Here is a 21,929-nt window from a genome sequence, read left to right on the forward strand (position 1 = left end):
CCCCCAAGTGTCGGACAGGCATGTTTCCGTTTCGCGATCATAACCCTTCCGACCGCACGCCCTACGTCACCTGGGCGCTGATCGCGGCGAATGTCGTCATTTTCCTCAGTTACTTCCCGTCGCTTTCGGGCAGCGAGGCGATGCTGGGTGCCTTCTTCGACCAATGGGCGCTTGTGCCGCGCGAGGTTCTCTCGGGTTTCGATCAGCACACGGTCCTGACCTCGATGTTCCTGCACGGCGGCTGGATGCACCTGCTGGGCAACATGCTGTTCCTCTACATCTTTGGCGACAACCTCGAGGATCTGCTCGGCCATCTCGGCTTCCTGGCCTTCTACCTTGCCTCGGGTGTTGCGGCAGCCGGCGGCCAGATCCTGGCCGACCCCACCTCGTCCATCCCGATGGTGGGCGCATCCGGGGCCATCGCGGGGGTGATGGGGGGCTACCTGCTGCTGTTTCCACGCGCGCGGATCGACGTTCTGGTCATCATTGTCGTCATCCTCAAGGTGTTCACGATCCCCGCCTGGCTGATGCTGGGCATCTGGTTCGGGCTGCAACTGGTGAACGGCCTTGCGATGGATGTCGCGGGCGGTGGGGTTGCCTATTGGGCCCATGCGGGCGGCTTCATCGCGGGGCTCGTGCTGGTTCTGCCGGCCTGGCTGAAACGCGGGGGGCCTGAGTGGTGGTCGCGAACCCACGGCAAACCCCCGCATGAAGAGGTCAACTATGTTCTGGACCGTGACCGGCGCAGTCCCATTCCGAGGGTGCGCCGCGTCTCGACCCCGCGCGATGCGAAGGCGCCGCTGTCCGACCTCGGACGCATCCCGCGCTCGGGCACACGGCGCACGCCACGCTCGCCCTGGTCGGGCGGCAGAGACTGACGCCCCATCCCCGCAGCCAATGAAAAAAGGCCGGCGCCCTTGGCCCCGGCCTTTGAAACCTGGTGCTGATATCGGGGTCAGGCCCGCTCGGCGTATTCCATCGTTTCGGTGTTCACGACGATATCTTCGTCCTGCCCCACGAAGGGCGGCACCATCACCTTCACGCCGTTATCCAGAACGGCCGGCTTGAAGCTGTTGGCCGCAGTCTGGCCTTTGACCACCGGTTCCGTCTCGACCACCTTGCAGGTCACCTTTTGCGGCAACGTCGCGTTCAGTGCTTCGGCTTCGTAGAACTCCACCACGATCGTCATGCCGTCCTGGAGGAAGGGGCGGCGGTCGCCAAGGATCTCGGCGGGCAGTTCGATCTGTTCGTAGGTTTCGGTATCCATGAAGACGAGCATACCGTCCTGTTCATACAGGAATTGCTGGTCTTTCTGTTCCAGCCGCACGCGCTCGACCTTGTCGGCCGAGCGGAAGCGTACGTTGTCCTTGGACCCGTTGCGCAGGTTGCGCAATTCGACCTGCGCAAAGGCGCCGCCCTTGCCGGGCTTGACGTGGTCGACCTTCACCGCCGCCCAGAGGCCGCCGTTGTGTTCCAGCACATTTCCGGGGCGGATCTCGTTCCCGTTGATCTTGGGCATCGTGTCAAAACCTTGGCAATAACTTGAGATAGTGTTGAGCGTCCCTATATCTGGCGCTGGAGACGCTGACAATACACCGGAACCTGTGGGGATTGACCACCAGCCATGCGCTGGAAGAATACCACACTTGCAATATTCGCATCCCTGCGCTGCATAGAATCTGGGCATAAGAGGCGTCACGCCGAAATTGCAAGAGCAAAAACAAAGGACGACGAAATGCGAGATTTCGTTGATGGCACCGCCTTCAACTTCGAACAGGGTCAGCGCGCGCGAAAGCTTTTCGCGGCGGTCGTTCTGGCAGCGCTCGATGATGCGATTGCCGACGACAAGAAATACGGCAACGGCCCTGAGCAAATTGCCCGCTGGGCGCGGTCGCGCGACGGGCGCGAGGTGCTTAGCTGTGCCGGGATCGACCCGAACGAACGCGTGGTCGAAGGCCTGATGAAATTCGTGGCCTGCGGTGTCCGCACCTCGGTGGCGCTGAGCCGCGAGGAAAGCGAACGTCGCAACCAGGCCGAGGCCGAAGCTGCCTGAGCCGGCTTGATCCAAGCTGGCCGGTAAGGAGAAGCGCGCCTTTAAAGGCGCGTTTTTCTTTTTCTATCGGTTTTGCCTATCCGGGCTGTGCTGGGTGTCAGAGCGTGCTAAGTTCGTAATTGTGGGGTCTGATGCCTTCCGAGACCCTTTTGTGCTGCTGTCCAAAACGGAGCCAAGCCAAGATCATGAAGCTGCCCCACCTTGTTGCCGTACTCGTCTGCATGCCCTTTGCGGCGCAGGCCCAATCCGATTTCGAGCTGTCCTTCTCGGCTGGTCTCGGCGGTCAGGTGTCGCCGGACTATTTCGGCTCGGAGGATTACAGCGCTGGCGTTGCAGGTGGGTTTCAGTTTGGCCATCTGCGGCTGGGCGGCGTTGAAATCGGGGACCCCGATCCGAACGCAACGTCCTACGGCTGGCGGCCGCGCGGATCGTTCCGCTTTATCGGCGAACGGACGGATGACGACTCCCCCGAACTGGCAGGCCTCGACGATGTCGATTTCAGCGTCGAACTGGGTGGGGGCATCGGGTACACGGCGCAGAATTTCGCAGCCTTCGCCGATATCCGCTACGGCGTGATCGGTCACGAGAGCTTCGTGGGCGAGCTTGGAGCAGACGCCATCTTCCGCCCGTCGCAGGATCTGACCCTCACGGTGGGCCCGCGCATGCTCTGGGGGTCCGAGGATTACACGGCCACCTATTTCGGCGTGACGCCGACCGAGGCCGGCGCCTCGTCCTTCTCGGCCTATGATCCCGGTGCAGGGCTTGTCAGCTACGGGCTGGAGGTCGGCGCGACCTACCAGTTGTCCAATGACTGGAGCCTCGACGGCACGCTGACCTGGGACCGGCTGGCCGGTGATGCCGCGGACTCGCCCATCGTGCATAGTGAAGACAGTTTCGGCGTGTCGCTCGTGCTGCTGCGGCGCTTTTCTTTCGGGTTTTGACCAGCATCCCCCGGCGTCCAAACGGGGGCATGGATGGTGCGGGCGGTGGGACTCGAACCCACACGGCCATACGGCCCACGGATTTTAAGTCCGATATGTCTACCAATTCCATCACGCCCGCGACGGTCATGGGCTAGCCTTTTGGCGCGGGAAATACAATCGCGACAAATGGTTGGAAAGGTGGGCTGCGCACCGAAACTGGGACAGGGCGCGCAGCCCCTTTGACGTGACATGTCGTCAGACATCCGCGCCTTGGGGAAACGCGAACGCCCTCAAGATGTCGTTCAATGGTAAACAAACCGTAAATCTGCCGGATGGTCCGGTTTGCGTCAGATCAATGTAGACCGTCGGATACTGCGGCAATTTGGCCTTGGGTCGCGCGACCTGATGCTCATGCGGGGAGCCCGCCATGCCGCGGAAGTTGAAAGAACTGGTGACTGTGTCACCGCCGACATTCGACAGATGCTCGTTTCAGCGGGTGGACCGGATGCTGGCCGCCCCGCACGCCCCCTACGATCGAGACTGGTTGATGGCCCGCTTCGCCGAGGGGCTCGAAATCCGAATGGTACGCCCCCCGCTGAAGGGGTTCGTCATGTTCCAGCCCGGTCGCCTGTCCTGGCGGCCGATCGAAGGCGGGGCACGCGCCGTCGTGGTGCATGATCTGCGCGTTGCGCCAGGCCCCGACGCCGCCGAGGCGGTGCGTCGCCTCTGGGCTGGCGTGGAAGGGTTCGCGACATACTATGGCTATGCCGCTGTTCTGGCCGTCACCGGGCGGGACGAGGGGCTGATTTCCCCTGATCTCGCGCCCGGTCGCGGGTGGATGACGCTGGATGAGACGGCGCGCAATGCACGCCTTTGGGGGCGGGTTCTGCACGGGCCATGGCCATTGGCGCGTCTGCCGCGCGATTGGCAAACCCGCGCGGCCTTGCTTGGGGCGGGTCCGGTGCTTCAGACCACCGGGGAAAGCATGGCCCTTGAGGCGCGCGCCACCCGGCTGATCGAAGCGGCGGCGGCGCGGGGGATCGTGCTGCGCCATGACAAGCTCATGGACCCCGAAAGCGCCCGGCACCGCGCCGTCTACCCGGCCGCGGTGTTCTCGGTCCTGCGCGATGGTGTGCGGATTGGCGGCGCTGAAATGCCCGACGCGGCGATCCTTGCGGCGCTCGGGGGCGCCTAGGCCCCCTCGTAGTGGCACAGGGCGTGGACGGCCATGCCCATCGCTTCCAGTTTCTGTCGGCCGCCGATCTCGGGCAGGTCCACCACGAAAGCACAGCCCACGACCTCGGCCCCCAGCCGTTCGATCAATTTGATACCGGCCTCTGCCGTGCCACCAGTGGCCAGCAGGTCGTCGACCAGCAGAACCTTGTCGCCGGGCTTCAGCGCATCGTCGTGAATCTCGACCGTCGCGCGCCCGTATTCCAACTCGTACTCCTGCTCGATGGTCGCGGCGGGCAGTTTGCCTTTCTTGCGGATCGGCACGAAGCCCTTGGACAGCTGGTGCGCCACCGCGCCGCCCAGGATGAAACCGCGCGCTTCAAGGCCCGCCACCATGTCGATCCGCTGTCCCACGAAGGGGGCGAGCAACTGGTCCACAGCCAGCCGGAAGCCCCGCGGATCCTGGAACAGGGTCGTCACGTCACGGAACATGATGCCCTCGTGCGGGAAGTCGGGAATGGTGCGGATGTAGTCCTGCAGAACCTTGGTATCGAGCATCGGACGGGGCCTTTCAGGTGACGAGGGCGGTCAGAGCCGCGGGTAATGACGACGCAGGGCGGCAAGATCCTGCCCCCTGAGCCGGACGGTGGAATTGCCGTTCTCGGCAAAGATCGAGCGTTCGTAGGCGGGCGAGTCGATGTCGGTGACAAGGCCCATGGCCTGGACCAGTTCCTCCAGCACGACCGAGGCGATCTCGCGGCGGCGGATATCGGCGGAAATGGCAATGGCGGCTGCCGTGATCTCGGCCCCGCGCGACCGGATGGCGACGCGGCCGATGGCGATGTCGCTGCCGTCAAGCTCGGGCACACCGGTTCCGGTGATCCGGCCCCCTTGGCGCGCCCCGACCAGATGCAGGGGAATGTCGAAGGGCGGCTCGTAGGCCCGCTCCAGAAACAGGTGCGCGCCAGCGCCGTTAATCTCGTCTATGGCGTCATCCAGCGCCACATCCACGAGATCGAAGCGGTAGTCCGGGAAGCCCGGCGCGATCTGCGCGATCCCGATGCGCAGCGACAGACGTCGGTCCTCGGGCCAACGGATGAACGGCTTGTTGCACGGACCATCCGGCGGCGCGGCGCAGGCGACAAGCCGATAGAACGCCTCGTCCGAGATCAGGCCGGGCACCTCGATATACTCCTGCGCGTCGGCGCGCAGGGGCGTCAGGCCGAGAAGGGCCAGGATGATCAAGAGCCGAGACATGCGGTGTTGATGGCAAGCGCGCGGGGCGGGATCAAGGCGGCGGGTGCGCACACGGGCAGGGGTGTGGCGGCGCTGCCGGGTCATGCCAGGGCGTGGCGCAGGAAGGACAGCACGGCATCGCGCATCGCGCGTGTCTCCGCATGTCCGCTGCCGGGTTCCGTCAGGATGGAAAGGGCGCCTAGGCAAGCCGCATAGGCCGCGCGCAGGCGCGAAAGCGCCGGGGTCAAGGCCTCGGGCGGGGTCAGCGGATCATCGGCGCCGGAACAGACCAACTGCGGGCGTGGCGCGATCAGGGCGGCGACATCGCCCATGTCCCCCTCTGTCAGCAGGCCCGGCACGGTCATGTACGGCCCATGCAGGTCATGGGCCCCGCTGTCGATCAGCGGGGCGATCTCGGCGAAGGCGCAAAGATGCGCGCAGGCACGAACACGCGGGTCCAGGGCTGCGAGCCAATAGGCATGCGTCGCGCCCATCGAGATCCCGAGCGTGGCGAGGCGGGTGGCGTCGATGCCGGGATCGCGGCAGAGAAAGTCCAGGCCTCCGGACAACTCCGACAGCATTTGCCCCAGAAGTGTTCGCCCGCGCCACAGCGCGGCCTTCGCCAGGGCGCTCTCCGGCCCGTCCTTTTGCCGGTCGCCAAAGCCCGGCATGTCGAGGCAGAGAACCGCAAACCCCGCTTCGACAAGGGCCGGCCCGTACGGGGACAGCAGCGCAGGCCGACCGGACAGCAGCTCGGCGCGCCCGATACCGGGGGCGTTGCCATGGGCATGTGCATAGAGGAGGGCGGGGCGTGGACCGGCAGCGCGTGGGCGCAGCAGCGTTGCGGGCACGTCTTTGCCCGAGATGGTCAGCCGCACCGCCTCGACCGTCATCGTACCTTCGGTAGAGGCCTCTACGATGGCAAAGCTTTCCAGCCCCGGCGGTCCGCCGGGATACCCCAGCAGGGACCACAGCGTGCCGGGTGTCAGTCCCATGGCCTCAAGCGCGGCGCAGGGTGGCCGTCAGCACACCCATGCCGATCAGCGTCGCGCCGCCGGCCCGCGTCAGCCACGCGATCGCCGAGGGCCGCACGAGGTGGCGGCGCAGGGTGTCGGCCAGAAGGGCGTAGGCCAGCGCGTTCAGGGCGGCGAGGCTGACGAAACTGGCGATCAGGATGCCGAATTGCGGCAGAAGCGGCGCGCCGGGGTCAAGGAATTGCGGCACGAAGGCGATGAAGAAGGCGATGGATTTCGGGTTCAACGCCGTGACCGCCGCCGCATGCCCGAAGGTATGGCGCGGGCTGACGATACCGGTTTCCGGCAGGGCGACCTCACCCGCGCGGGCCGAGCGGATCAGCTTGATCCCGAGCCAGACCAGGTACACCGCCCCGACCCATTTCAGGACGGTGAACAGGGTGGCGGACGCCAATACCAGCGCGCCGAGGCCGGCAAGCGACGCGCTCATCGCGACGAGGTCGCCCAAGGCGACGCCCGCCGCTGTCGACAGCGCCACGCGCCGCCCCTGGCTGAGGGCATAGGACAGCACCAGCAGGATCGTCGGCCCCGGTATGATCAGCAGCACGAAGGACGCGGCAAGAAAGGTCAGCCAGGTGTCGAGGGGCATGATCAGATCCTATCCCAGGACGCGGCCCGCGACGGCAGACAGTTTCTCGACCATCGCCGGGTCGCGTTTGTCCGGTGCAGTCAGGATCGCGTAGTCAAGCGCACGGTCGCAGCCATGGGGGCAGGGCGCACGCTCCGCGCCCAACAGCGCGGGCAGGCGGGCCACCAGCGCGCGGGCCTTGTCGGCATTGCCGGTCAGCGTGGCGATGATGTCGCTGATATCGACCGCCCCGTGCTCGGGGTGCCAGCTGTCATAATCGGTGATCATCGCGACCGAGGCGTAGCAAAGCTCGGCCTCGCGGGCGAGCTTGGCCTCGGGCATGTTGGTCATGCCGATCACGTCGCAGCCCCAGGCGTCGCGATACATCTTCGACTCGGCCATCGACGAGAATTGCGGCCCCTCCATCGCGAGGTATGTGCCGCCATCATGCACGGTGATCCCCTCGGCGGTCGCGGCCTCAAGGCAGGCCTTGGACAGGCGCGGGCAGGTCGGGTGCGCGACCGAGACATGCGCGACGAGGCCGGTTCCGAAAAAGCTCTTCTCGCGGGCGAAGGTGCGGTCGATGAACTGGTCGACGATCACGAAATCGCCTGGCGCCATCTCTTCGCGGAACGAGCCGCAGGCCGAAACGCTGATCACGTCTGTCACGCCAAGCCGTTTCAGCGCGTCGATATTCGCGCGGTAAGGCACGGTGGAGGGGGAATGCACATGCCCCCGCCCGTGACGCGGAAGGAAGGCCATGTCGACACCGCCCAGACGCCCGGTCAGGATCTGGTCGGAGGGTGCTCCGAAGGGGCTGTCGACCGACACCCATTCCGCATTTTCCAACCCGTCGATGTCATAGACGCCCGATCCGCCGATCACGGCAATCTTCGTGAACATGGCCCGCTACCCTCATGATGTTTGCGACCCCCAAGCAGAACCATCCTCTGGCCGGGGTTGCAAGACTCGCCAAGTTGACACATTTAGTGTCAAATAGAGTTAACAGAGTGAAAAGTTTTCATCTGATAGAAAATTGAGCGGGAAGGACAAGGATGCAGGCACGGATTGTCATCTATTCCCGATCGGGACACAGCCGGGCCGTTGCGCGCGCTCTGGCGGATGAGACCGGGTGCGAGATCCTGGAAATCCTTTGTCCACGGTATCGCGGCCCCTTGGGGTGGGTCCGCGCCCAAATTGATGCGCTGCGTGCCACCCTGCCTGATATTTCCATGTCCCAAGCGATCGGCCCGGCCGACCTGTTGATCGTCGGGGGCCCTATCTGGCGGGGCCGGTTGGCCGCGCCGTTGCGCCGCTTCCTCGAAGATCCCGAGCGTTTGCCGCCCGTTATCGGGGTGTTCGTCACGCGGGCGCGGGTGGGGTCGACCGCCTTTCTGGAGCCGGATCTCGAGCATCTCACGGGCGTCGTGCCGCCCGAGGTGTTGAGCCTGCGCACCCGCGATATACGCAAGGCACTGGCCGCCCCAAGCGGCGAAGGGTTGATCGGGGCCTTCCTGAAGCGGTTGAAGCCGCTGCTCGAAAAATCGACGATCCGTCCCTTCGTGCCCGCTATCCTCCGGCCCTGACGTCGAAAATCGCAGGGCAGCTATGCCGCTTTCGCATGGCGGCCACCCGCTGAGAATGGTTTACGCTGCGACGCAGCGATGGCAGTATGCCCAAGAATACCGTGCTTTGGCCGGCCATTTGGCCTATGCGCGGGCCAAACATATGTGACGGCGCGCCGGCGACGCGAACCCTGGCGCCCTCCCCGAACCGGAAAGTGACGACATGACCCGCACCCTTCTGGCGGCGGTCACCGGCCGCCTGTCGACCTCCGATCTGAACATCGTCCAAAACGGGATGAGCTTCGACCGGCTTCGGATCGAACTGCTCTCTGGCCTGACGGTCGCGCTGGCGCTGGTGCCCGAGGCCGTGGCTTTTGCCTTTGTCGCGGGCGTGCACCCGCTCGTGGGCCTTTACGCCGCGTTCATCGTGGGCCTGATCACCGCGCTGATCGGTGGGCGTCCCGGCATGATCTCGGGCGCGACAGGCGCGCTGGCAGTGGTCATGGTCAGCCTCGTGGCCGAGCATGGCGTCGAATACCTGTTCGCGACCGTTGTCCTGATGGGGATCATCCAGATCGCGGCCGGCGTGTTCAAGCTGGGCAAGTTCATCCGGCTGGTGCCGCACCCGGTCATGCTGGGCTTCGTGAACGGGCTGGCCATCGTGATCTTCCTCGCGCAACTCAGCCAGTTCCAGGTGCCGGGGAGCGCCGAACATGCCGGCCATGGCATGGCGAATGGCGAGTGGCTGTCGGGCCTGCCGTTATACCTGATGCTGGGGCTTGTCGCGCTGACCATGGCGGTGATCTGGCTGTTGCCGCGCGTGACGACGGTCATTCCCGCCCCGCTGGCGGGCATCGCCGTGACGGCGGCCATCGTGATCGGCTTCGGCCTCGACGTGCCGCGCGTGGGCGACATGGCCTCGATCGAGGGCGGTCTGCCCGCCTTCCACATCCCGGCCGTGCCGATGACGTTGGAAACACTGTGGATCATCCTGCCCTATGCCCTGATCCTTGCCGCCATCGGCCTGATCGAAAGCCTTCTGACCCTGAACCTCGTCGGTGAGATCACCGGCGAGCGGGGCGGCGCCAGCCAGGAATGCGTGGCCCAAGGCGTGGCCAATACGGTGACGGGCGTTTTCGGCGGCATGGGTGGCTGCGCCATGATCGGCCAGTCCATGATCAACGTGAAATCGGGCGGGCGCACGCGCATCGCGGGCACCGCGGCGGCGCTGTTCCTGCTGGTGTTCATCCTGTTTGCCGCGCCCCTGATCGAGCAGATCCCGCTGGCCGCGCTGGTGGGCGTGATGTTCATGGTCGTGATCGGGACCTTCGCGTGGAACTCGCTCAAGATCCTGACCAAGGTGCCGCTGACCGATGCCGTCGTGATCGTGCTGGTGACCGTGGTGACGGTTTTGACCGACCTCGCCACGGCGGTGGTCGTGGGCGTCATCGTCTCGGCGCTGGCCTATGCCTGGCAGAACGCGACCCGCATTCATGCCAAGACCTACGAAACCCCCGAAGGCGCCAAGGTCTACCAGGTGCAGGGGCCGCTTTTCTTCGGCTCGGCCGAGGGGTTCAACGAACTGTTCGATGTCGAGAATGACCCGGGCCGCGTGGTGGTGGATTTCGCAGATAGCCGGGTGGCGGACCAATCCGCGCTGCAAGCCATCGAAAAACTGGCCGGTCGCTACGAGGCCGCCGGCAAGAGGATCGAACTGCGCCACCTGTCGCGGGATTGCCACCGCCTGCTGACCAAGGCCGGGCACCTGATGATCGATAGCGACGATGACCCCGATTACCAGATCGCCACGAACTACTCGGTGCGCACAGGTATCCTCGGCGGGCACTGACCCATCGGCGGGGCGGGCCGGTCAGGCCTGCCTCACTCGCCCGGGCGCTTGAGGCTGAAGACCTCTCGCACGACCGAATAGTCGCGGTACCCCAGCCGGGTCAGCGGGTTGAAGGACAAGACGTCGAACAGGCCATCCTTCATGCAGTCGTCGCGCATGTGCACGCCCACGACTTCGCCGAAGACCGCAAAATTCGCCTCGCCCTCCAGCTTCACGATCTGTGTGAGGCGGCATTCCAGGTTGGCGGGCGCGGCGGCAACACGGGAACAGGCGATCGTCTCGCACTCGGCCCGAGCGATAGCGGCCAGGTCGAACTCGTCCGTTTCCTTGGGCCATGGCCCGGAGGTCTGGTTCATCATGTCGCGCATCGCGTATTCCACGATGTTGACGCAGAACACGCCCGTGTCGCGGATATTGGCCACGCTGTCCTTCGTGTCGCCGCGGTCATCCTTGCTGCCTGTCGATGCGAACATGACCTGCGGCGGGACATAGGCCACTGCGTTGAAGAACGAGTAGGGGGCAAGGTTTTCCGATCCATCCGCCCCGCGCGTCGAGATCCAGCCAATCGGGCGCGGCGTGACGATGGCGTTGAACGGATTGTGGGGCAGGCCGTGGCCGTCCTCGGGTCGGTAGAACATGAGATGCGCGTCTTTCCTGGCGTGTTTGGCAAAGGGGTAGCGCCGTGCTAGGCCCTCGGCCAGAGGCAACCGGGCAATTTTTTCGACCATGTACGCGCTGACCCGCGAAAATCCTGACGACCGCTGGGAGGTCGAGGCGCTTTACGATCTGTGCTTTGCACCGGGGCGAGAGGCCCTGTCGAGTTACCGGTTGCGCGATGGCATCCCCGCCGTGCGCGAATTGTGCCTCGTCGCACGTGATCCGGACGGTATCCTTGGCGGGGCGATCCGGTTCTGGCCGGTGCGTATCGGGCGCGCCGAGGCGCTTTTGCTTGGGCCGGTCGCCGTGCACCCGACCCGGCAGGGCGAGGGATTGGGCGGCATGCTGATCCGCGAGGGTGTCGCGCGGGCCGAGGCGCTCAGTTGGCCGCGCATCCTGCTGGTCGGCGATGAGCCCTACTACAGCCGCTTCGGGTTTCGGCGTCTGGACGGGGTCGAGATGCCGCCGCCGACGAACCCGGCCCGTGTGCTGGGCGTGGGCGACTGGGACGGCGTCTCAGGCCGGGTGACGCGCTGGGGCGCCGAGGAAGGGCACTAGGCCCGCAGCCGCGCCCGGATCATGTCGCTGGCCTTTTCGGCGATCATCGTGACGGGGGCGTGCGTGTTGCCCGAGGTGATCGTCGGCATGACCGAGGCATCCGCGATGGACAGGCCCGCGATGCCGTTCACCGTCAGCTCCGGGCTGACCACGGCCTCGGCATCCGACCCCATCCGCGCGGTCGAGACCGGGTGGAAGATCGTGGTCGAGATGTCGCCCGCCGCTTTCAACAGTGCCTCTTCGCCATCCACCTCGGGGCCCGGTTTGATCTCGACCGGGTTGAACTGCGCCATGGTCCTGGTCGCCATCAGCCGCCGCGCATGCTTGATCGAGTCCACCGCCACGCGCTGGTCCGCCGGGGCCGAGAAGTAATTGGGTTTGATCGCAGGGGCCGCGTCCGGCTCGGGGCTGGTGATGTGGCAGGAGCCGCGGCTTTCGGGCCGCAGGTTGCAGACCGAGACGGTCAGCGCCGGGAACGGGTGAAGCGGTTCGCCGAATTTTTCCAGTGACAGCGGCTGCACGTGATACTCGATATTCGGGGTTTCATGCTCGGGGCTGGAGCGCGTGAAGATGCCGAATTGCGAGGGCGCCATGGCCAGCGGACCCTTCCGCCCGAGCGCGTAGTCGAGCCCGATTTTCAGTTTGCCCATCGGGTTGGCGTAGTAGTCGTTCAGTGTGCGCGCGCCCTCGATCCGGTAGATCGTGCGGATCTGCAGGTGATCGGCAAGGTTCTCGCCCACGCCCGGTGTGTCCTGCACCACCTCGATGCCATGCGCGCGCAGAATCTCGCCGCGCCCGATCCCCGAGAGTTCGAGGATCTTGGGCGTTCCGATGGCGCCCGCCGACAAGACCACCTCGCCGCGCGCCTTGGCGTGGAACAGCTGCCCGTCCTGGCGGAAGATCACACCCGTCGCGCGGCGGCCATCGAGGCTGAGGCGCTGTACCTCGGCATCGGTGACGATGCGCAGGTTCTCGCGCCCTCTCGCCGGGTCGAGGAACGCCTTGCGCGCGTTCCAGCGCACGCCGCCGCGCTGGTTGACCTCGAAATACCCCGCGCCCTCGTTGTCGCCGCGGTTGAAATCGTGGGTCTCGGGGATGCCCAGTTCCTTGGCGGCCTCGATCACCGCGTCGAGGATGGGCCAGCTGAGCCGTTGCTTCTCGACGCGCAACTCACCCTCTGCGCCATGCTCGTCATCCGCGCCGCCGTGGTAGTTTTCGGAGCGTTTGAAATATGGCAGCACATCGTCCCAGCCCCAGCCGGGGTTGCCCATCTGCCGCCAGAGATCGTAATCGCGCGCCTGTCCGCGCATGTAGATCATGCCATTGATCGACGAACAGCCGCCCAGAACCTTGCCACGCGGGTAGTTCAGCGTGCGCCCGTTCAGCCCCGGTTCGGCCTCGGTCTTGAGGCACCAGTCGAGGCGCGGGTTGCCCATGGCGTAAAGATAACCGACCGGAACATGCACCCACGGATGGTTGTCATGCCCGCCCGCTTCCAACAGCAGGACGCGCGTTTTGGGATCTACGGACAACCGGTTGGCCAAGACACATCCGGCCGAGCCTGCGCCGACGATGATGACATCCCAATCGCCGAACCCCTTCACGCCCTGTCCCATGCCTGACCCTCCCGTTGACGTGGCGTCTGGCTAGGCCAATCGGGCTGGGGCGTCCAGTGGGCACGGGGTTATTGCCGCCGCAGCCACTCCATCACGGCCGGGCGCACCGACTGCGCGCCCTCGGCGCGGGCCTCGTTGATGACGCTGCGTGCCTCGCGCAGATCGACGCGGCGCAGGATCGACTTGACCGGCCCGATCGAGGCTGGCCGCATCGACAGGGTGCGCAAGCCCATCGCGGCAAAGCAGATCGCCTCGAGCGGGCGTCCGGCATCCTCGCCACAGAAACTCAGCGGCGTGCCCGTGTCCGAGCAGCGATGCACGATCTGTTCCAGGAAGGTCAGGAAGGACACGTTCAGGGTGTCATACCGCTTACGCACGCGCTCGTTCTCGCGGTCGGCGGCAAAGAAGAACTGCTTGAGGTCGTTGCCCCCGATCGAGATGAAATCGGCCATCTCGAAGAATTGGCGCGGCGCGAAGGCAAGGCTGGGCGTCTCCAGCATCGCGCCGATTTCCAGCTTCTCGGGCAGGGTATGGCCCAGCGTCGCCTCGCGCTCCATCTCGCGCATGAGGTGGTCACGGGCCGCCGTGAACTCCTCCAACTGGGCGATGAAGGGGAACATGACCGACAGGGGGCCGCCGTTCGCGGCGCGGATCAAGGCCTGCAACTGCATCCGCATGACCCCCGGCTTGTCGAGGCCCACGCGGATCGCGCGCCAGCCGAGGGCCGGGTTCGGCTCCTCGGTGGGTTTCATGTAGGGCAGGACCTTGTCCGACCCGATATCGAGCGTGCGGAACACGACACGCTTGCCCTGCGCCGCGTCGATCACACGCGCATACAGCGCCGCCAACTCGCCCCGGCGCGGCACCTTGTTGCGTGTCAGGAACTGCAACTCGGTGCGGAACAGGCCCACGCCTTCCGCACCCGAGGACGGCAAGGACGGCAGATCGGCCATGAGCCCCGCATTCATCTGCAGCGACACGACCGTTCCGCAAAGGCTTTCGGCGGGCTTGTCGCGGATCGAGGCATAGCGTTCCTGCGCCTCGGCCTGCATGGCCAGCTTGTCGCGAAAGGCCTGCGCCACGGTTTCCTCGGGGCGCAGGTGCACGATGCCTTCGTCGCCATCAACAAGGATCGGATCGCCGTTCAGCGCTTCGGTGGTGATGCGCTTGGCATGGATCACGAGGGGGATCGCCAGCGCCCGCGCCACGATGGCGGCATGCGACCCGACGGAGCCCTCCTCCAGCACGACGCCCTTGAGGCGGCGACCATAATCGAGCAACTCGGCTGGGCCGATATTGCGCGCCACGAGGATGGGATCGGGCGGCAGTTCCGCACCCGTATCCGTTCCTTGCCCAGTCAGCAGGCGCAGCAAACGGTTCGACAAATCGTCGAGGTCGTGCAGCCGTTCGCGCAGGTAGGCGTCGGGCAGCGTTTCCATCCGCGCGCGGGCTGTCGATTGTTCCTTCTCGACGGCGGCTTCGGCCGACAGGCCGCGCTGGATGTCTTCCTCCATCCGGCGCATCCATCCGCGCGAGCGGGCGAACATGCGGTAGGCTTCCAGCACTTCGCGCTGCTCGGCATCTGCGGTCGGGGCGCGGGTCAGCATCTCGTCCACGTCGAGGCGAAGCTGGGCGACCGCATCGCGAAGGCGCTGTGCCTCGGTCTCGGGATCGTCGGACACGGGCTTGGTCACGACCACGCGGGGTTCGTGCAGCCAGACATGGCCCATCGCCGCGCCTTCCTGGCCCACGGACCCGCGAAGCAGCACCTGCTGCTGGTGCCGCGCGCTCATCGCCGCGCCCTCGCCGATGAAGGCGCCAAGCTCGGTCATCTCGGCGATGACCATGGCGACAACCTCGAGCGCGTAGACCTCGTCGCCCGAGAATTTCCGCGCTTCCTTGGACTGCACGACCAGCACGCCAAGCCGTTCGCCCAGGCGCTGGATCGGCACGCCGAGGAACGAGGAATAGGCCTCTTCCCCGGTTTCCGGCATGTAGCGAAAGCCGCGTTCGGCGGGGGCGTTCGGCGTGTTGATGGGCCGGGCCTGCCGTGCCACGCGGCCGACAAGGCCCTCGCCGATGCGCATGCGCGTCACGTGCACGGCCTCTGCGGCAAGACCTTGCGTCGCGCAAAGCTCCAGCGTGTCGGCGTCGCGCAGCAGGTAGATCGAGCAAACCTCGGTCCCCATCGAATCCGCGATCAGGTGCGTGATCCGGTCCAGCCGTTCCTGGCCGGCAGCGGCCTCGGCCATCACGGCCTGCAGCCGTGACAGCAGCTTGCGGCTTTCGCTTTCGGATTGCTCGACCATGACCCTCGCGCCTTTTGGCGCCTCGTTGGCGCCTGCCCCGGAAACGAGTCCTACCGTGCGGGGCAGGGGGCGCGCAACGGAAGAAGGGTTAATGGCCTGATCGGGCGGTCATTCCGCCAAGTCACGCATCACCGAAATGAGGTCGGATTTTCCTTCGAACCCGATGCCCGGCAGATCCGGCATGGTAATATGGCCATCCTCGACCGCGACGCCATCGGGAAAACCACCATAGGGTTGGAACAGGTCCGGGTAGCTTTCGTTGCCCCCGAGGCCCAGACCCGCCGCGATGTTGAGCGACATCTGGTGCCCGCCATGCGGGATGCAGCGCCGCCGGGACCAGCCCAATTGGTCCAGCACCTCCAACGTGCGTTTGTATTCGACCAGCCCGTAGGACAGCGCGCAGTCGAATTGCAGCCAGTCGCGGTCGCGCCGCATCCCGCCATAGCGCAGCAGGTTGCGCGCATCCTGATGGCTGAACAGGTTTTCGCCGGTGGCCATCGGGCCGGGGTAGAACTCGGACAGCGCGGCCTGAAGCTGGTAGTCGAGCGGGTCGCCAACCTCTTCGTACCAGAACAGCGGGTAGTCGCGCAGCATCTTGGCATAGGCGATCCCGGTTTCCAGGTCGAAGCGCCCGTTGGCATCGACGGCCAGTTGCGCCTCGGTGCCGATTTCGTCCAGCACGGCTTCGATCCGGCGCTTGTCCTCGTCGATCGAAGCGCCGCCGATCTTCATCTTCACGACGGTGTAGCCCCGGTCGAGGTAGCTGCGCATCTCGGCGCGCAACTGCGTGTCGTCCTTGCCGGGGTAGTAATAGCCGCCCGCCGCGTAGACGAAGACGCGCGGCTCGGGTGTGCGCCCCTCGCTTTCGGCCAGCATGTGAAACAACGGCTTTTCCGCCAGTTTTGCCACCGCGTCCCAGACCGCCATGTCGATGGTGCCCACGGCCACCGAGCGTTCGCCATGCCCGCCCGGTTTTTCGTTCACCATCATCGCGGCCCAGACCTTGCCCGGGTCGATCAGGCCGGTGTCATCCAGCAGACTGTCGGGGTCGGCCTCAAGCACACGGTCGCGGAAGCGTTCGCGGATCAGCCCGCCTTGCCCGTACCGCCCATTGGAGTTGAAGCCGTAACCAACCACCCGCCGCCCATCGCGAAACTCGTCCGTGACCACCGCCACAAGGCTCGCGGTCATCTTGGAAAAGTCGATATAGGCGTTGCGGATCGGCGAGGCGATCGGCTTGGTCACCTCGCGAATGTCGATGATGCGCATCTGGTCTTGTCCCGTTGGTCCTGTTCGCCCCCCATGAGGGAGGGCAGACGCGCCGGAGTGTCAAGGTCGGGACGGAAGGGCGCTGCGCATCGGACGAGGGATCTCGGTGCGATAGGCGGCTAGGGGCCTCCGCACTCGCGGCGCAGGTGGGGAATCTGTGGGAGAAACGGGAAGGACCTAAAACGGTCGCCGGGCTTGGGACCTGGAGGGCCAGATGTAGGGTAATCACCGGCGCGGCGTTCCATTGCCGCGCTGCAGCGATGTTCCGCAGGCCCGCTTCGACGTTGGCCCGAGCACCATGGGGCACATCCGGGGCGAACTCCGGATACGGCCTCAAGACATCGAAGGATCAGGACTTGATGAAATCGTCGAAGACATGCGCGACGATATCGTCGCGTGCGATGCCGCGCTCGGCCAGTTCCGCGTCGCTCAACGCCTGAAGCGCATGGATGCGGTCGATGCGCTGCTGAGCACCTGCGCTGACCGACAGCGCATGGGCGACGGCGGCGAAGATCTCGACGACACGCGCGCCGAAATGGGCAAAGGGGGAAGCGGCGGCGTGGGCCAGGCTGCTGGTCGTCATGGGAACCTCACGGATGCAACTTACCGGGTCAAGTTTCCATGATATTATGCAGGTGCAGCATTTTTGCACCGCCCAAGCCCGCAAGCCCGCCTTGCGCCAGCCGCAAAGGTCCTTTCGGATCAGGCGGCCTTGTCCAGCTCGAACGCGTCGTGCAGCGCCTGAACGGCCAGTTCCATGTATTTCCGGTCGATCAGGACCGAGACCTTGATCTCGGAGGTGGTGATGACCTTGATGTTGATCCCCTCGTCGCGGAGGGTCTTGAACATCTTCGCCGCCACGCCCGCATGGCTGCGCATGCCGATCCCCACGATGGAAACCTTGGCGACCTCGGTATCGGCGATCAACTCGGCAAAGCCCATCTCGCCGGCATCCCGCGCGTCCTTCAGCGCCTTCTCAGCGCGCTTCACCTCGTTCACCGGGCAGGAGAAGGTCATGTCGGTCATCCCGGCGTCCGAGATGTTCTGCACGATCATGTCCACGTTCACACCCGCATCGGCGAGGGGGCCGAAGATCGCGGCGGCGATGCCGGGCCGGTCCTCGACATGGGTCAGCGTCAGCTTCGCTTCTTCGCGGGAATAGGCCACACCGGCCACGACATTGCTTTCCACGATATCCTCCTCGGCACAGACCAGCGTGCCCGCCTCGTCGCTGGGTTCCTCGAAGCTCGACAGAACCCGCAGTTTGACATTGTAGCGCATGGCCAGTTCGACCGACCGGGTTTGCAGCACCTTGGCCCCGAGGCTGGCAAGCTCCAGCATCTCCTCGAAGGCGATGCGGTCGAGTTTGCGGGCCTTGGCGGTGATGCGCGGGTCGGTGGTATAGACCCCGTCCACGTCGGTGTAGATGTCGCACCGCTCGGCCCCGAAAGCGGCGGCAAAGGCAACGGCGGTGGTGTCCGACCCGCCGCGTCCCAGCGTGGTGATGCGCCCTTCGGGACTGATCCCCTGGAAGCCCGCGACAACGGCAACCTTCATGCCTTCGCCGAACTTGGCGAGGATGTTCTCGTTCGGGATTTCCTCGATCCGGGCGCTGGCATGGGCGCTGGTGGTCTTGACCGGCACCTGCCAGCCCTGCCAGCTGCGCGCCGGGACATCCATTTCCTGCAAGGTCATGGCCATCAGGCCGGCGGTCACGTTCTCGCCCGAGGACACGACGGCGTCATACTCGCGCGCATCGAACAGCGGTGAGGTTTCCTCGACATAGCCGACCAGCTTGTTGGTTTCGCCCGACATGGCGCTGACGATGACGATCACGTCATAGCCATTGGCCACCTCGCGGCCCACGCGCTTTGCGGCGCGTTGAATGCGGTCGAGCGAGCCAACGCTCGTGCCGCCGAATTTCATCACCAGAATGGGCATGAAATGCGCCCCGTCCCTCTTTGTCTCAGCGCGCCTCATAGGCCGCTGAACCCAGTGCCGCAAGGGCCGATCTGTCGGGGAGCGGCCTTGTCAGAACGGGTGTGGCCGTCCGTCCCATGTCTCGAAACAGCCCGTCGTCTCCAGCGACAGGGCGTCGAACCGCGCGATCAGTCCCGATACGCTGTCGTCCAGGCCGATATCGGCGGCCTCGGTGCCCATGTCGGTGCGGACCCAACCGGGGTGATAGATCCCCACCGCGATCCCGCGCGGGCGCAGGTCGGTGGCGAGGTTCCGGCCCAGGTTCAGCGCCGCGGCCTTGGAGGCGCGGTAGATGTAGCTTCCCCCCGGTGCCCGCGTGTCCGACCCCATCTGGCTGGAGATGATGGCGATTTTCGGGGCGGCGGATTTCGACAGGTTCGGCAGAAGCGCCTGCACCGTCAGGAATACGCCCGTGACGTTCACCGCAAAGACCTCGGCCCACATCTCGGGCGGATAGCCGGTGTCGAGCGATTGATCCTTGTCGGGATAAACCCCGGCATTGCAGATCAACAGGTCGATGGCCTGCCCATCCAGCCCTTCGGCCAGCGCGCTGACCGAGGCCGGATCGGCCACGTCCAGCGGCGTGCAGCCCTCGGCGCTGCGGGCGGTCGCGATGACGGTTTCGCCGCGACCCGCATAGGCCTCGGACAGCCCCTTGCCGATGCCACGGTTCGCGCCGGTGATAAGTATCGTCATGCCGTCCCTCCTGTCTGCCTGGCGCGACCCTAGGCCTCGCAATGGGCTGCATACAAGGCGGCCTGCGCAGGGTAGGCTTCGCGAAAACGCACCGCGCCCGGAGGTTTTCGATGCAGTTCACCCGTTCCGACCTTGAACAGGCCCACGCCCTCGTCACCAGCCAGATGCTGCCGACCCCGCAATATTCATGGCCGCAACTGGCCGAGCGGTTCGGGGCCGAGGTCTGGATCAAGCACGAGAACCACACGCCCACCGGATCGTTCAAGGTGCGCGGCGCGATCACCTTCATCGACTGGCTGACACGCACCCATCCCGATGTGCCGGGCATCTGCACGGCGACGCGCGGCAACCACGGGCAGGGGCAGGCGCGGGCGGCGGTAGCCGCCGGGCTGACGGCCAAGGTCTATGTCCCACGTGGCAACTCGGTGGAAAAGAACGCCGCGATGCGCGCCTTCGGGGCCGAGCTGATCAAGTTCGGAGAGGATTTCGACACCGCGAGGGAGGAAGCGTTCCGCGTCGCCGGGGAAGAGGGGCTCTTCATCGTGCCGCCGTTCCACGAGGAACTGGTGCGCGGCGTGGCGACCTATGGGTTCGAGCTGTTCTCGGCCGTACCCGACCTCGACACCGTTTATGTCCCCATCGGCTGCGGGTCGGGCATCTGCGGCACGATCCTTGCGCGCGATGCCCTCGGGGCCAAGGCCGAGATCGTGGGCGTCGTCAGTGAGAATGCCCAGACCGCCAAGCTGTCGGCCGAGGCGGGCCACCCGGTCGAAACGCAAACCGCCCGCACCTTCGCCGATGGCATGGCCGTGCGCGTCCCGGTGCAGGAGGCGCTGGACATCTACGGCGAACAGGCCGCCCGGATCATCACCGTCTCGGACGAGGAGGTGGCCGAGGCGATCCGCGTCTACTATCGAGACATTCACAATCTTGCCGAAGGGGCAGGGGCCGCGCCGCTGGCCGGGCTGATGCAGGAACGCGAGGCGATGAAAGGCAAGAAGGTCGGCGTGATCCTGTGTGGCGGCAATATCGACACTGACTGGTTCCTGACCGTGATGCAGGGCGGGGTGCCGCAGGTCTGAGGGATTTCGCCTCCGGCGGGAGTTTTCTTGCCAAGATGAAGGGGCAGGCGCGACGTTCCGGGCCTGACGGGGCCGGTCGAACGGTCCGGGTCGTCAGGGCAGGTGGCGCGCGGCCTCTGTCCGGGCCCACGTCTTCAACCGGTCGCCATGCGCGTCGAGGAAAGCGCGGGCGCGCTCGGGGTCTTTCTTCGACAGGTCGCGGACCCACCACGCGACGGCTTTCTGGATGAACCAGTCTGGATCATCTGCATATCCCGCGCACCAGCCGAGGATGCGATCACGCGCCGCTTGCTCGACTGCGCTCGGGTGGCGCGACTTGGTGAAGGGCAGGGTGAAGACCAGCGCGGCGCGGCGGGTCCACATGTGGTCGGACCGGGTCCACGGCTCGATCTCGTCCAGCCGGTCCGGGGCGGCCACCACGCGCTTGGCCCCGGCTTGCGCCACGGCATCGGCGATGGCCCAGCTGTCGAACTCTGGCACGAACCCTGTCAGGCAGTCCCATGCCGCGCCGTCATCGGGTCGGATGCGCGCCTGAAGGAACAGTTTGGCCGCCGCGATCCGCGCCTCGTAGATGTTGCTGGCCCAAAGCCCCTTGGCCAGCGCGACGCGCGAGGCGAGGTCCGTTGACTTGCGCCACTCGGTCGCCAGTTCGGCAACGCGTCCGTTCGACAGGCCCAAATATTCTCTGTCGACCTTGTGATAGGCGTGCATCTGCGCCGCGCGATCCGGGTCGCGCTCGGCCTGCAGGGCGGTAAGCGCGGCATCGGGCGTCACCGGGGCCGCTCCAACTGCCAGTCGAGATGGCTGCGCACCGCGGGCCATTCGGGTGCGGTGATCGAATAGACCGCCGTGTCGCGCAACGTGCCGTTCGGCATCCGCATATGCGCCCGCAAGATCCCGTCCAGCTGCGCCCCCAGCCGTTCGATGGCGCGGCGCGACTGGGTGTTCAGCCGATGCGTGCGAAACTCGACCGCCGTGCAGCCCCAGACCTCGAAGGCATGGCCCAGCATCAGCCGCTTGGCCTCGGTGTTCACAGGCCCGCGCTGCGCCGAGGGCGCGATCCAGGTCGAGCCGATCTCGACCCGCGGCAGGCCCGCGTCGATATTCATGTAGGTGGTCATGCCAACGGCGCGCCCCCCGGCGTCGAGGGTTGCGAACGGCACCATGCTGCCGGCGGCCTTCAAGGCGAGGCGTCGGTCGATCTCGGTCGCCATGCCCTGCGGCGATGGAACGGTTGTGTACCACAGACGGTCCAGCGCCCCCTCGGCCGAGGCGGCAGACAGCGCCTCGGCGTGGTCGTGGGACAGCGGCACAAGCTGCACGAAACGACCGCTCAACGTGAGGTTGGCGGAACCCGGCAA

The 21,929-nt window shown here is 65.8% G+C and carries 23 protein-coding genes and 1 tRNA gene; 8 read left to right on the top strand and 16 right to left on the bottom strand.

The window, feature by feature from the left end:
* The first annotated feature begins 20 nt into the window (after positions 1-20).
* Positions 21-878 (top strand): rhomboid family intramembrane serine protease, encoded by an 858-nt coding sequence (locus KUV65_RS13870; RefSeq protein WP_222191326.1) that lies wholly within the window; start codon positions 21-23, stop codon positions 876-878.
* Between the two features lie 77 nt (positions 879-955).
* On the opposite strand, the gene efp is transcribed toward KUV65_RS13870, so the two are convergent.
* A complete protein-coding gene (efp, locus tag KUV65_RS13875; RefSeq protein ID WP_222191327.1) occupies positions 956-1,519 on the bottom strand; it encodes an elongation factor P in 564 nt (187 codons plus the stop codon).
* Between the two features lie 216 nt (positions 1,520-1,735).
* Here efp and KUV65_RS13880 point away from each other — a divergent pair, with 216 nt between their 5' ends.
* Together KUV65_RS13880 and KUV65_RS13885 are read left to right on the top strand one after the other, a co-directional pair.
* Positions 1,736-2,053, top strand: coding sequence for a DUF6280 family protein (locus KUV65_RS13880; RefSeq protein WP_222191328.1), 318 nt, complete (start codon positions 1,736-1,738; stop codon positions 2,051-2,053).
* Positions 2,054-2,238: 185 nt separating this feature from the next.
* On the top strand, positions 2,239-2,994 hold the full coding sequence (locus KUV65_RS13885; RefSeq protein WP_222191329.1) for a MipA/OmpV family protein: 756 nt from the start codon (positions 2,239-2,241) through the stop codon (positions 2,992-2,994).
* A gap of 34 nt (positions 2,995-3,028) precedes the next feature.
* On the opposite strand, the gene KUV65_RS13890 is transcribed toward KUV65_RS13885, so the two are convergent.
* Positions 3,029-3,115, bottom strand: a tRNA-Leu gene (locus KUV65_RS13890).
* A 288-nt stretch (positions 3,116-3,403) separates the two neighbouring features.
* Here KUV65_RS13890 and KUV65_RS13895 point away from each other — a divergent pair.
* The gene (locus tag KUV65_RS13895) at positions 3,404-4,171 is read left to right on the top strand and encodes a hypothetical protein (RefSeq protein WP_222191330.1); all 768 of its coding nucleotides are present in this window, start codon (positions 3,404-3,406) and stop codon (positions 4,169-4,171) included.
* Here KUV65_RS13895 and KUV65_RS13900 read toward each other — a convergent pair.
* The 5 genes from KUV65_RS13900 to KUV65_RS13920 form a co-directional block, all read right to left on the bottom strand.
* Positions 4,168-4,707: an adenine phosphoribosyltransferase gene (locus KUV65_RS13900; RefSeq protein ID WP_222191331.1), complete on the bottom strand. Its 540-nt coding sequence runs from the start codon at positions 4,705-4,707 to the stop codon at positions 4,168-4,170. The two genes, KUV65_RS13895 and KUV65_RS13900, sit on opposite strands and share 4 nt — an antisense overlap.
* Before the next feature lie 30 nt (positions 4,708-4,737).
* Positions 4,738-5,406: a DUF2927 domain-containing protein gene (locus KUV65_RS13905; protein ID WP_222191332.1), complete on the bottom strand. Its 669-nt coding sequence runs from the start codon at positions 5,404-5,406 to the stop codon at positions 4,738-4,740.
* A gap of 80 nt (positions 5,407-5,486) precedes the next feature.
* Entirely contained in the window at positions 5,487-6,380 is an 894-nt protein-coding gene (locus KUV65_RS13910) for an alpha/beta hydrolase family protein (RefSeq protein WP_222191333.1), read from the bottom strand.
* 4 nt (positions 6,381-6,384) lie between these two features.
* Complete coding sequence (locus tag KUV65_RS13915) at positions 6,385-7,008, bottom strand: LysE family translocator (protein ID WP_222191334.1); 624 nt, start codon at positions 7,006-7,008, stop codon at positions 6,385-6,387.
* Between the two features lie 9 nt (positions 7,009-7,017).
* Entirely contained in the window at positions 7,018-7,890 is an 873-nt protein-coding gene (locus tag KUV65_RS13920; protein WP_222191335.1) for an S-methyl-5'-thioadenosine phosphorylase, read from the bottom strand.
* Between the two features lie 329 nt (positions 7,891-8,219).
* On the opposite strand from KUV65_RS13920, the gene KUV65_RS13925 reads away from it, so the two are divergent.
* Complete coding sequence (locus KUV65_RS13925) at positions 8,220-8,573, top strand: hypothetical protein (protein WP_222191336.1); 354 nt, start codon at positions 8,220-8,222, stop codon at positions 8,571-8,573.
* A gap of 274 nt (positions 8,574-8,847) precedes the next feature.
* Positions 8,848-10,401: a SulP family inorganic anion transporter gene (locus tag KUV65_RS13930; RefSeq protein WP_222191432.1), complete on the top strand. Its 1,554-nt coding sequence runs from the start codon at positions 8,848-8,850 to the stop codon at positions 10,399-10,401.
* 32 nt (positions 10,402-10,433) lie between these two features.
* Here KUV65_RS13930 and KUV65_RS13935 read toward each other — a convergent pair whose 3' ends face one another.
* Positions 10,434-11,039, bottom strand: a complete 606-nt coding sequence (locus tag KUV65_RS13935; RefSeq protein WP_222191337.1) for a flavin reductase family protein — start codon at positions 11,037-11,039, stop codon at positions 10,434-10,436.
* 88 nt (positions 11,040-11,127) lie between these two features.
* Here KUV65_RS13935 and KUV65_RS13940 point away from each other — a divergent pair, with 88 nt between their 5' ends.
* Positions 11,128-11,616: a GNAT family N-acetyltransferase gene (locus KUV65_RS13940; RefSeq protein ID WP_222191338.1), complete on the top strand. Its 489-nt coding sequence runs from the start codon at positions 11,128-11,130 to the stop codon at positions 11,614-11,616.
* Here KUV65_RS13940 and KUV65_RS13945 read toward each other — a convergent pair.
* The 6 genes from KUV65_RS13945 to KUV65_RS13970 all read right to left on the bottom strand — a co-directional run bounded on the left by KUV65_RS13945 (position 11,613) and on the right by KUV65_RS13970 (position 19,486).
* Positions 11,613-13,232 (bottom strand): GMC family oxidoreductase, encoded by a 1,620-nt coding sequence (locus KUV65_RS13945; RefSeq protein ID WP_222191339.1) that lies wholly within the window; start codon positions 13,230-13,232, stop codon positions 11,613-11,615. The two genes, KUV65_RS13940 and KUV65_RS13945, sit on opposite strands and share 4 nt — an antisense overlap.
* A gap of 68 nt (positions 13,233-13,300) precedes the next feature.
* Positions 13,301-15,541, bottom strand: coding sequence for a phosphoenolpyruvate--protein phosphotransferase (ptsP, locus tag KUV65_RS13950; RefSeq protein ID WP_222191340.1), 2,241 nt, complete (start codon positions 15,539-15,541; stop codon positions 13,301-13,303).
* Positions 15,542-15,649: 108 nt separating this feature from the next.
* Positions 15,650-16,810, bottom strand: a complete 1,161-nt coding sequence (locus KUV65_RS13955) for a mandelate racemase/muconate lactonizing enzyme family protein (protein ID WP_222191341.1) — start codon at positions 16,808-16,810, stop codon at positions 15,650-15,652.
* A 349-nt stretch (positions 16,811-17,159) separates the two neighbouring features.
* Positions 17,160-17,393 (bottom strand): hypothetical protein, encoded by a 234-nt coding sequence (locus tag KUV65_RS13960; RefSeq protein ID WP_222191342.1) that lies wholly within the window; start codon positions 17,391-17,393, stop codon positions 17,160-17,162.
* A 119-nt stretch (positions 17,394-17,512) separates the two neighbouring features.
* Complete coding sequence (locus KUV65_RS13965; RefSeq protein ID WP_222191343.1) at positions 17,513-18,751, bottom strand: aspartate kinase; 1,239 nt, start codon at positions 18,749-18,751, stop codon at positions 17,513-17,515.
* Positions 18,752-18,841: 90 nt separating this feature from the next.
* Complete coding sequence (locus tag KUV65_RS13970) at positions 18,842-19,486, bottom strand: SDR family oxidoreductase (RefSeq protein WP_222191344.1); 645 nt, start codon at positions 19,484-19,486, stop codon at positions 18,842-18,844.
* A gap of 110 nt (positions 19,487-19,596) precedes the next feature.
* Between KUV65_RS13970 and KUV65_RS13975 the strand changes: the two genes are divergently transcribed.
* Positions 19,597-20,568, top strand: coding sequence for a threonine dehydratase (locus KUV65_RS13975; protein ID WP_222191345.1), 972 nt, complete (start codon positions 19,597-19,599; stop codon positions 20,566-20,568).
* Positions 20,569-20,661: 93 nt separating this feature from the next.
* On the opposite strand, the gene KUV65_RS13980 is transcribed toward KUV65_RS13975, so the two are convergent.
* Positions 20,662-21,342, bottom strand: a complete 681-nt coding sequence (locus tag KUV65_RS13980; protein ID WP_222191346.1) for a DNA alkylation repair protein — start codon at positions 21,340-21,342, stop codon at positions 20,662-20,664.
* Positions 21,339-21,929 (bottom strand): GNAT family N-acetyltransferase, encoded by a 591-nt coding sequence (locus KUV65_RS13985; protein ID WP_374107080.1) that lies wholly within the window; start codon positions 21,927-21,929, stop codon positions 21,339-21,341. Before KUV65_RS13985 ends, KUV65_RS13980 begins: the two co-directional genes overlap by 4 nt.

The sequence above is a fragment of the Maritalea mobilis genome, assembly GCF_019800885.1.
Taxonomy (GTDB): domain Bacteria; phylum Pseudomonadota; class Alphaproteobacteria; order Rhodobacterales; family Rhodobacteraceae; genus Roseibacterium; species Roseibacterium beibuensis.

Coding starts and splice junctions, on each gene's coding strand:
- KUV65_RS13870 (WP_222191326.1), top strand. CDS start 21: ATGTTTCCGTTTCGCGATCATAACCCTTCCGACCGCACGCCCTACGTC.
- efp (WP_222191327.1), bottom strand. CDS start 1,519: ATGCCCAAGATCAACGGGAACGAGATCCGCCCCGGAAATGTGCTGGAA.
- KUV65_RS13880 (WP_222191328.1), top strand. CDS start 1,736: ATGCGAGATTTCGTTGATGGCACCGCCTTCAACTTCGAACAGGGTCAG.
- KUV65_RS13885 (WP_222191329.1), top strand. CDS start 2,239: ATGAAGCTGCCCCACCTTGTTGCCGTACTCGTCTGCATGCCCTTTGCG.
- KUV65_RS13895 (WP_222191330.1), top strand. CDS start 3,404: ATGCCGCGGAAGTTGAAAGAACTGGTGACTGTGTCACCGCCGACATTC.
- KUV65_RS13900 (WP_222191331.1), bottom strand. CDS start 4,707: ATGCTCGATACCAAGGTTCTGCAGGACTACATCCGCACCATTCCCGAC.
- KUV65_RS13905 (WP_222191332.1), bottom strand. CDS start 5,406: ATGTCTCGGCTCTTGATCATCCTGGCCCTTCTCGGCCTGACGCCCCTG.
- KUV65_RS13910 (WP_222191333.1), bottom strand. CDS start 6,380: ATGGGACTGACACCCGGCACGCTGTGGTCCCTGCTGGGGTATCCCGGC.
- KUV65_RS13915 (WP_222191334.1), bottom strand. CDS start 7,008: ATGCCCCTCGACACCTGGCTGACCTTTCTTGCCGCGTCCTTCGTGCTG.
- KUV65_RS13920 (WP_222191335.1), bottom strand. CDS start 7,890: ATGTTCACGAAGATTGCCGTGATCGGCGGATCGGGCGTCTATGACATC.
- KUV65_RS13925 (WP_222191336.1), top strand. CDS start 8,220: ATGTCCCAAGCGATCGGCCCGGCCGACCTGTTGATCGTCGGGGGCCCT.
- KUV65_RS13930 (WP_222191432.1), top strand. CDS start 8,848: ATGAGCTTCGACCGGCTTCGGATCGAACTGCTCTCTGGCCTGACGGTC.
- KUV65_RS13935 (WP_222191337.1), bottom strand. CDS start 11,039: ATGTTCTACCGACCCGAGGACGGCCACGGCCTGCCCCACAATCCGTTC.
- KUV65_RS13940 (WP_222191338.1), top strand. CDS start 11,128: ATGTACGCGCTGACCCGCGAAAATCCTGACGACCGCTGGGAGGTCGAG.
- KUV65_RS13945 (WP_222191339.1), bottom strand. CDS start 13,232: ATGGGACAGGGCGTGAAGGGGTTCGGCGATTGGGATGTCATCATCGTC.
- ptsP (WP_222191340.1), bottom strand. CDS start 15,541: ATGGTCGAGCAATCCGAAAGCGAAAGCCGCAAGCTGCTGTCACGGCTG.
- KUV65_RS13955 (WP_222191341.1), bottom strand. CDS start 16,810: ATGCGCATCATCGACATTCGCGAGGTGACCAAGCCGATCGCCTCGCCG.
- KUV65_RS13960 (WP_222191342.1), bottom strand. CDS start 17,393: ATGACGACCAGCAGCCTGGCCCACGCCGCCGCTTCCCCCTTTGCCCAT.
- KUV65_RS13965 (WP_222191343.1), bottom strand. CDS start 18,751: ATGCCCATTCTGGTGATGAAATTCGGCGGCACGAGCGTTGGCTCGCTC.
- KUV65_RS13970 (WP_222191344.1), bottom strand. CDS start 19,486: ATGACGATACTTATCACCGGCGCGAACCGTGGCATCGGCAAGGGGCTG.
- KUV65_RS13975 (WP_222191345.1), top strand. CDS start 19,597: ATGCAGTTCACCCGTTCCGACCTTGAACAGGCCCACGCCCTCGTCACC.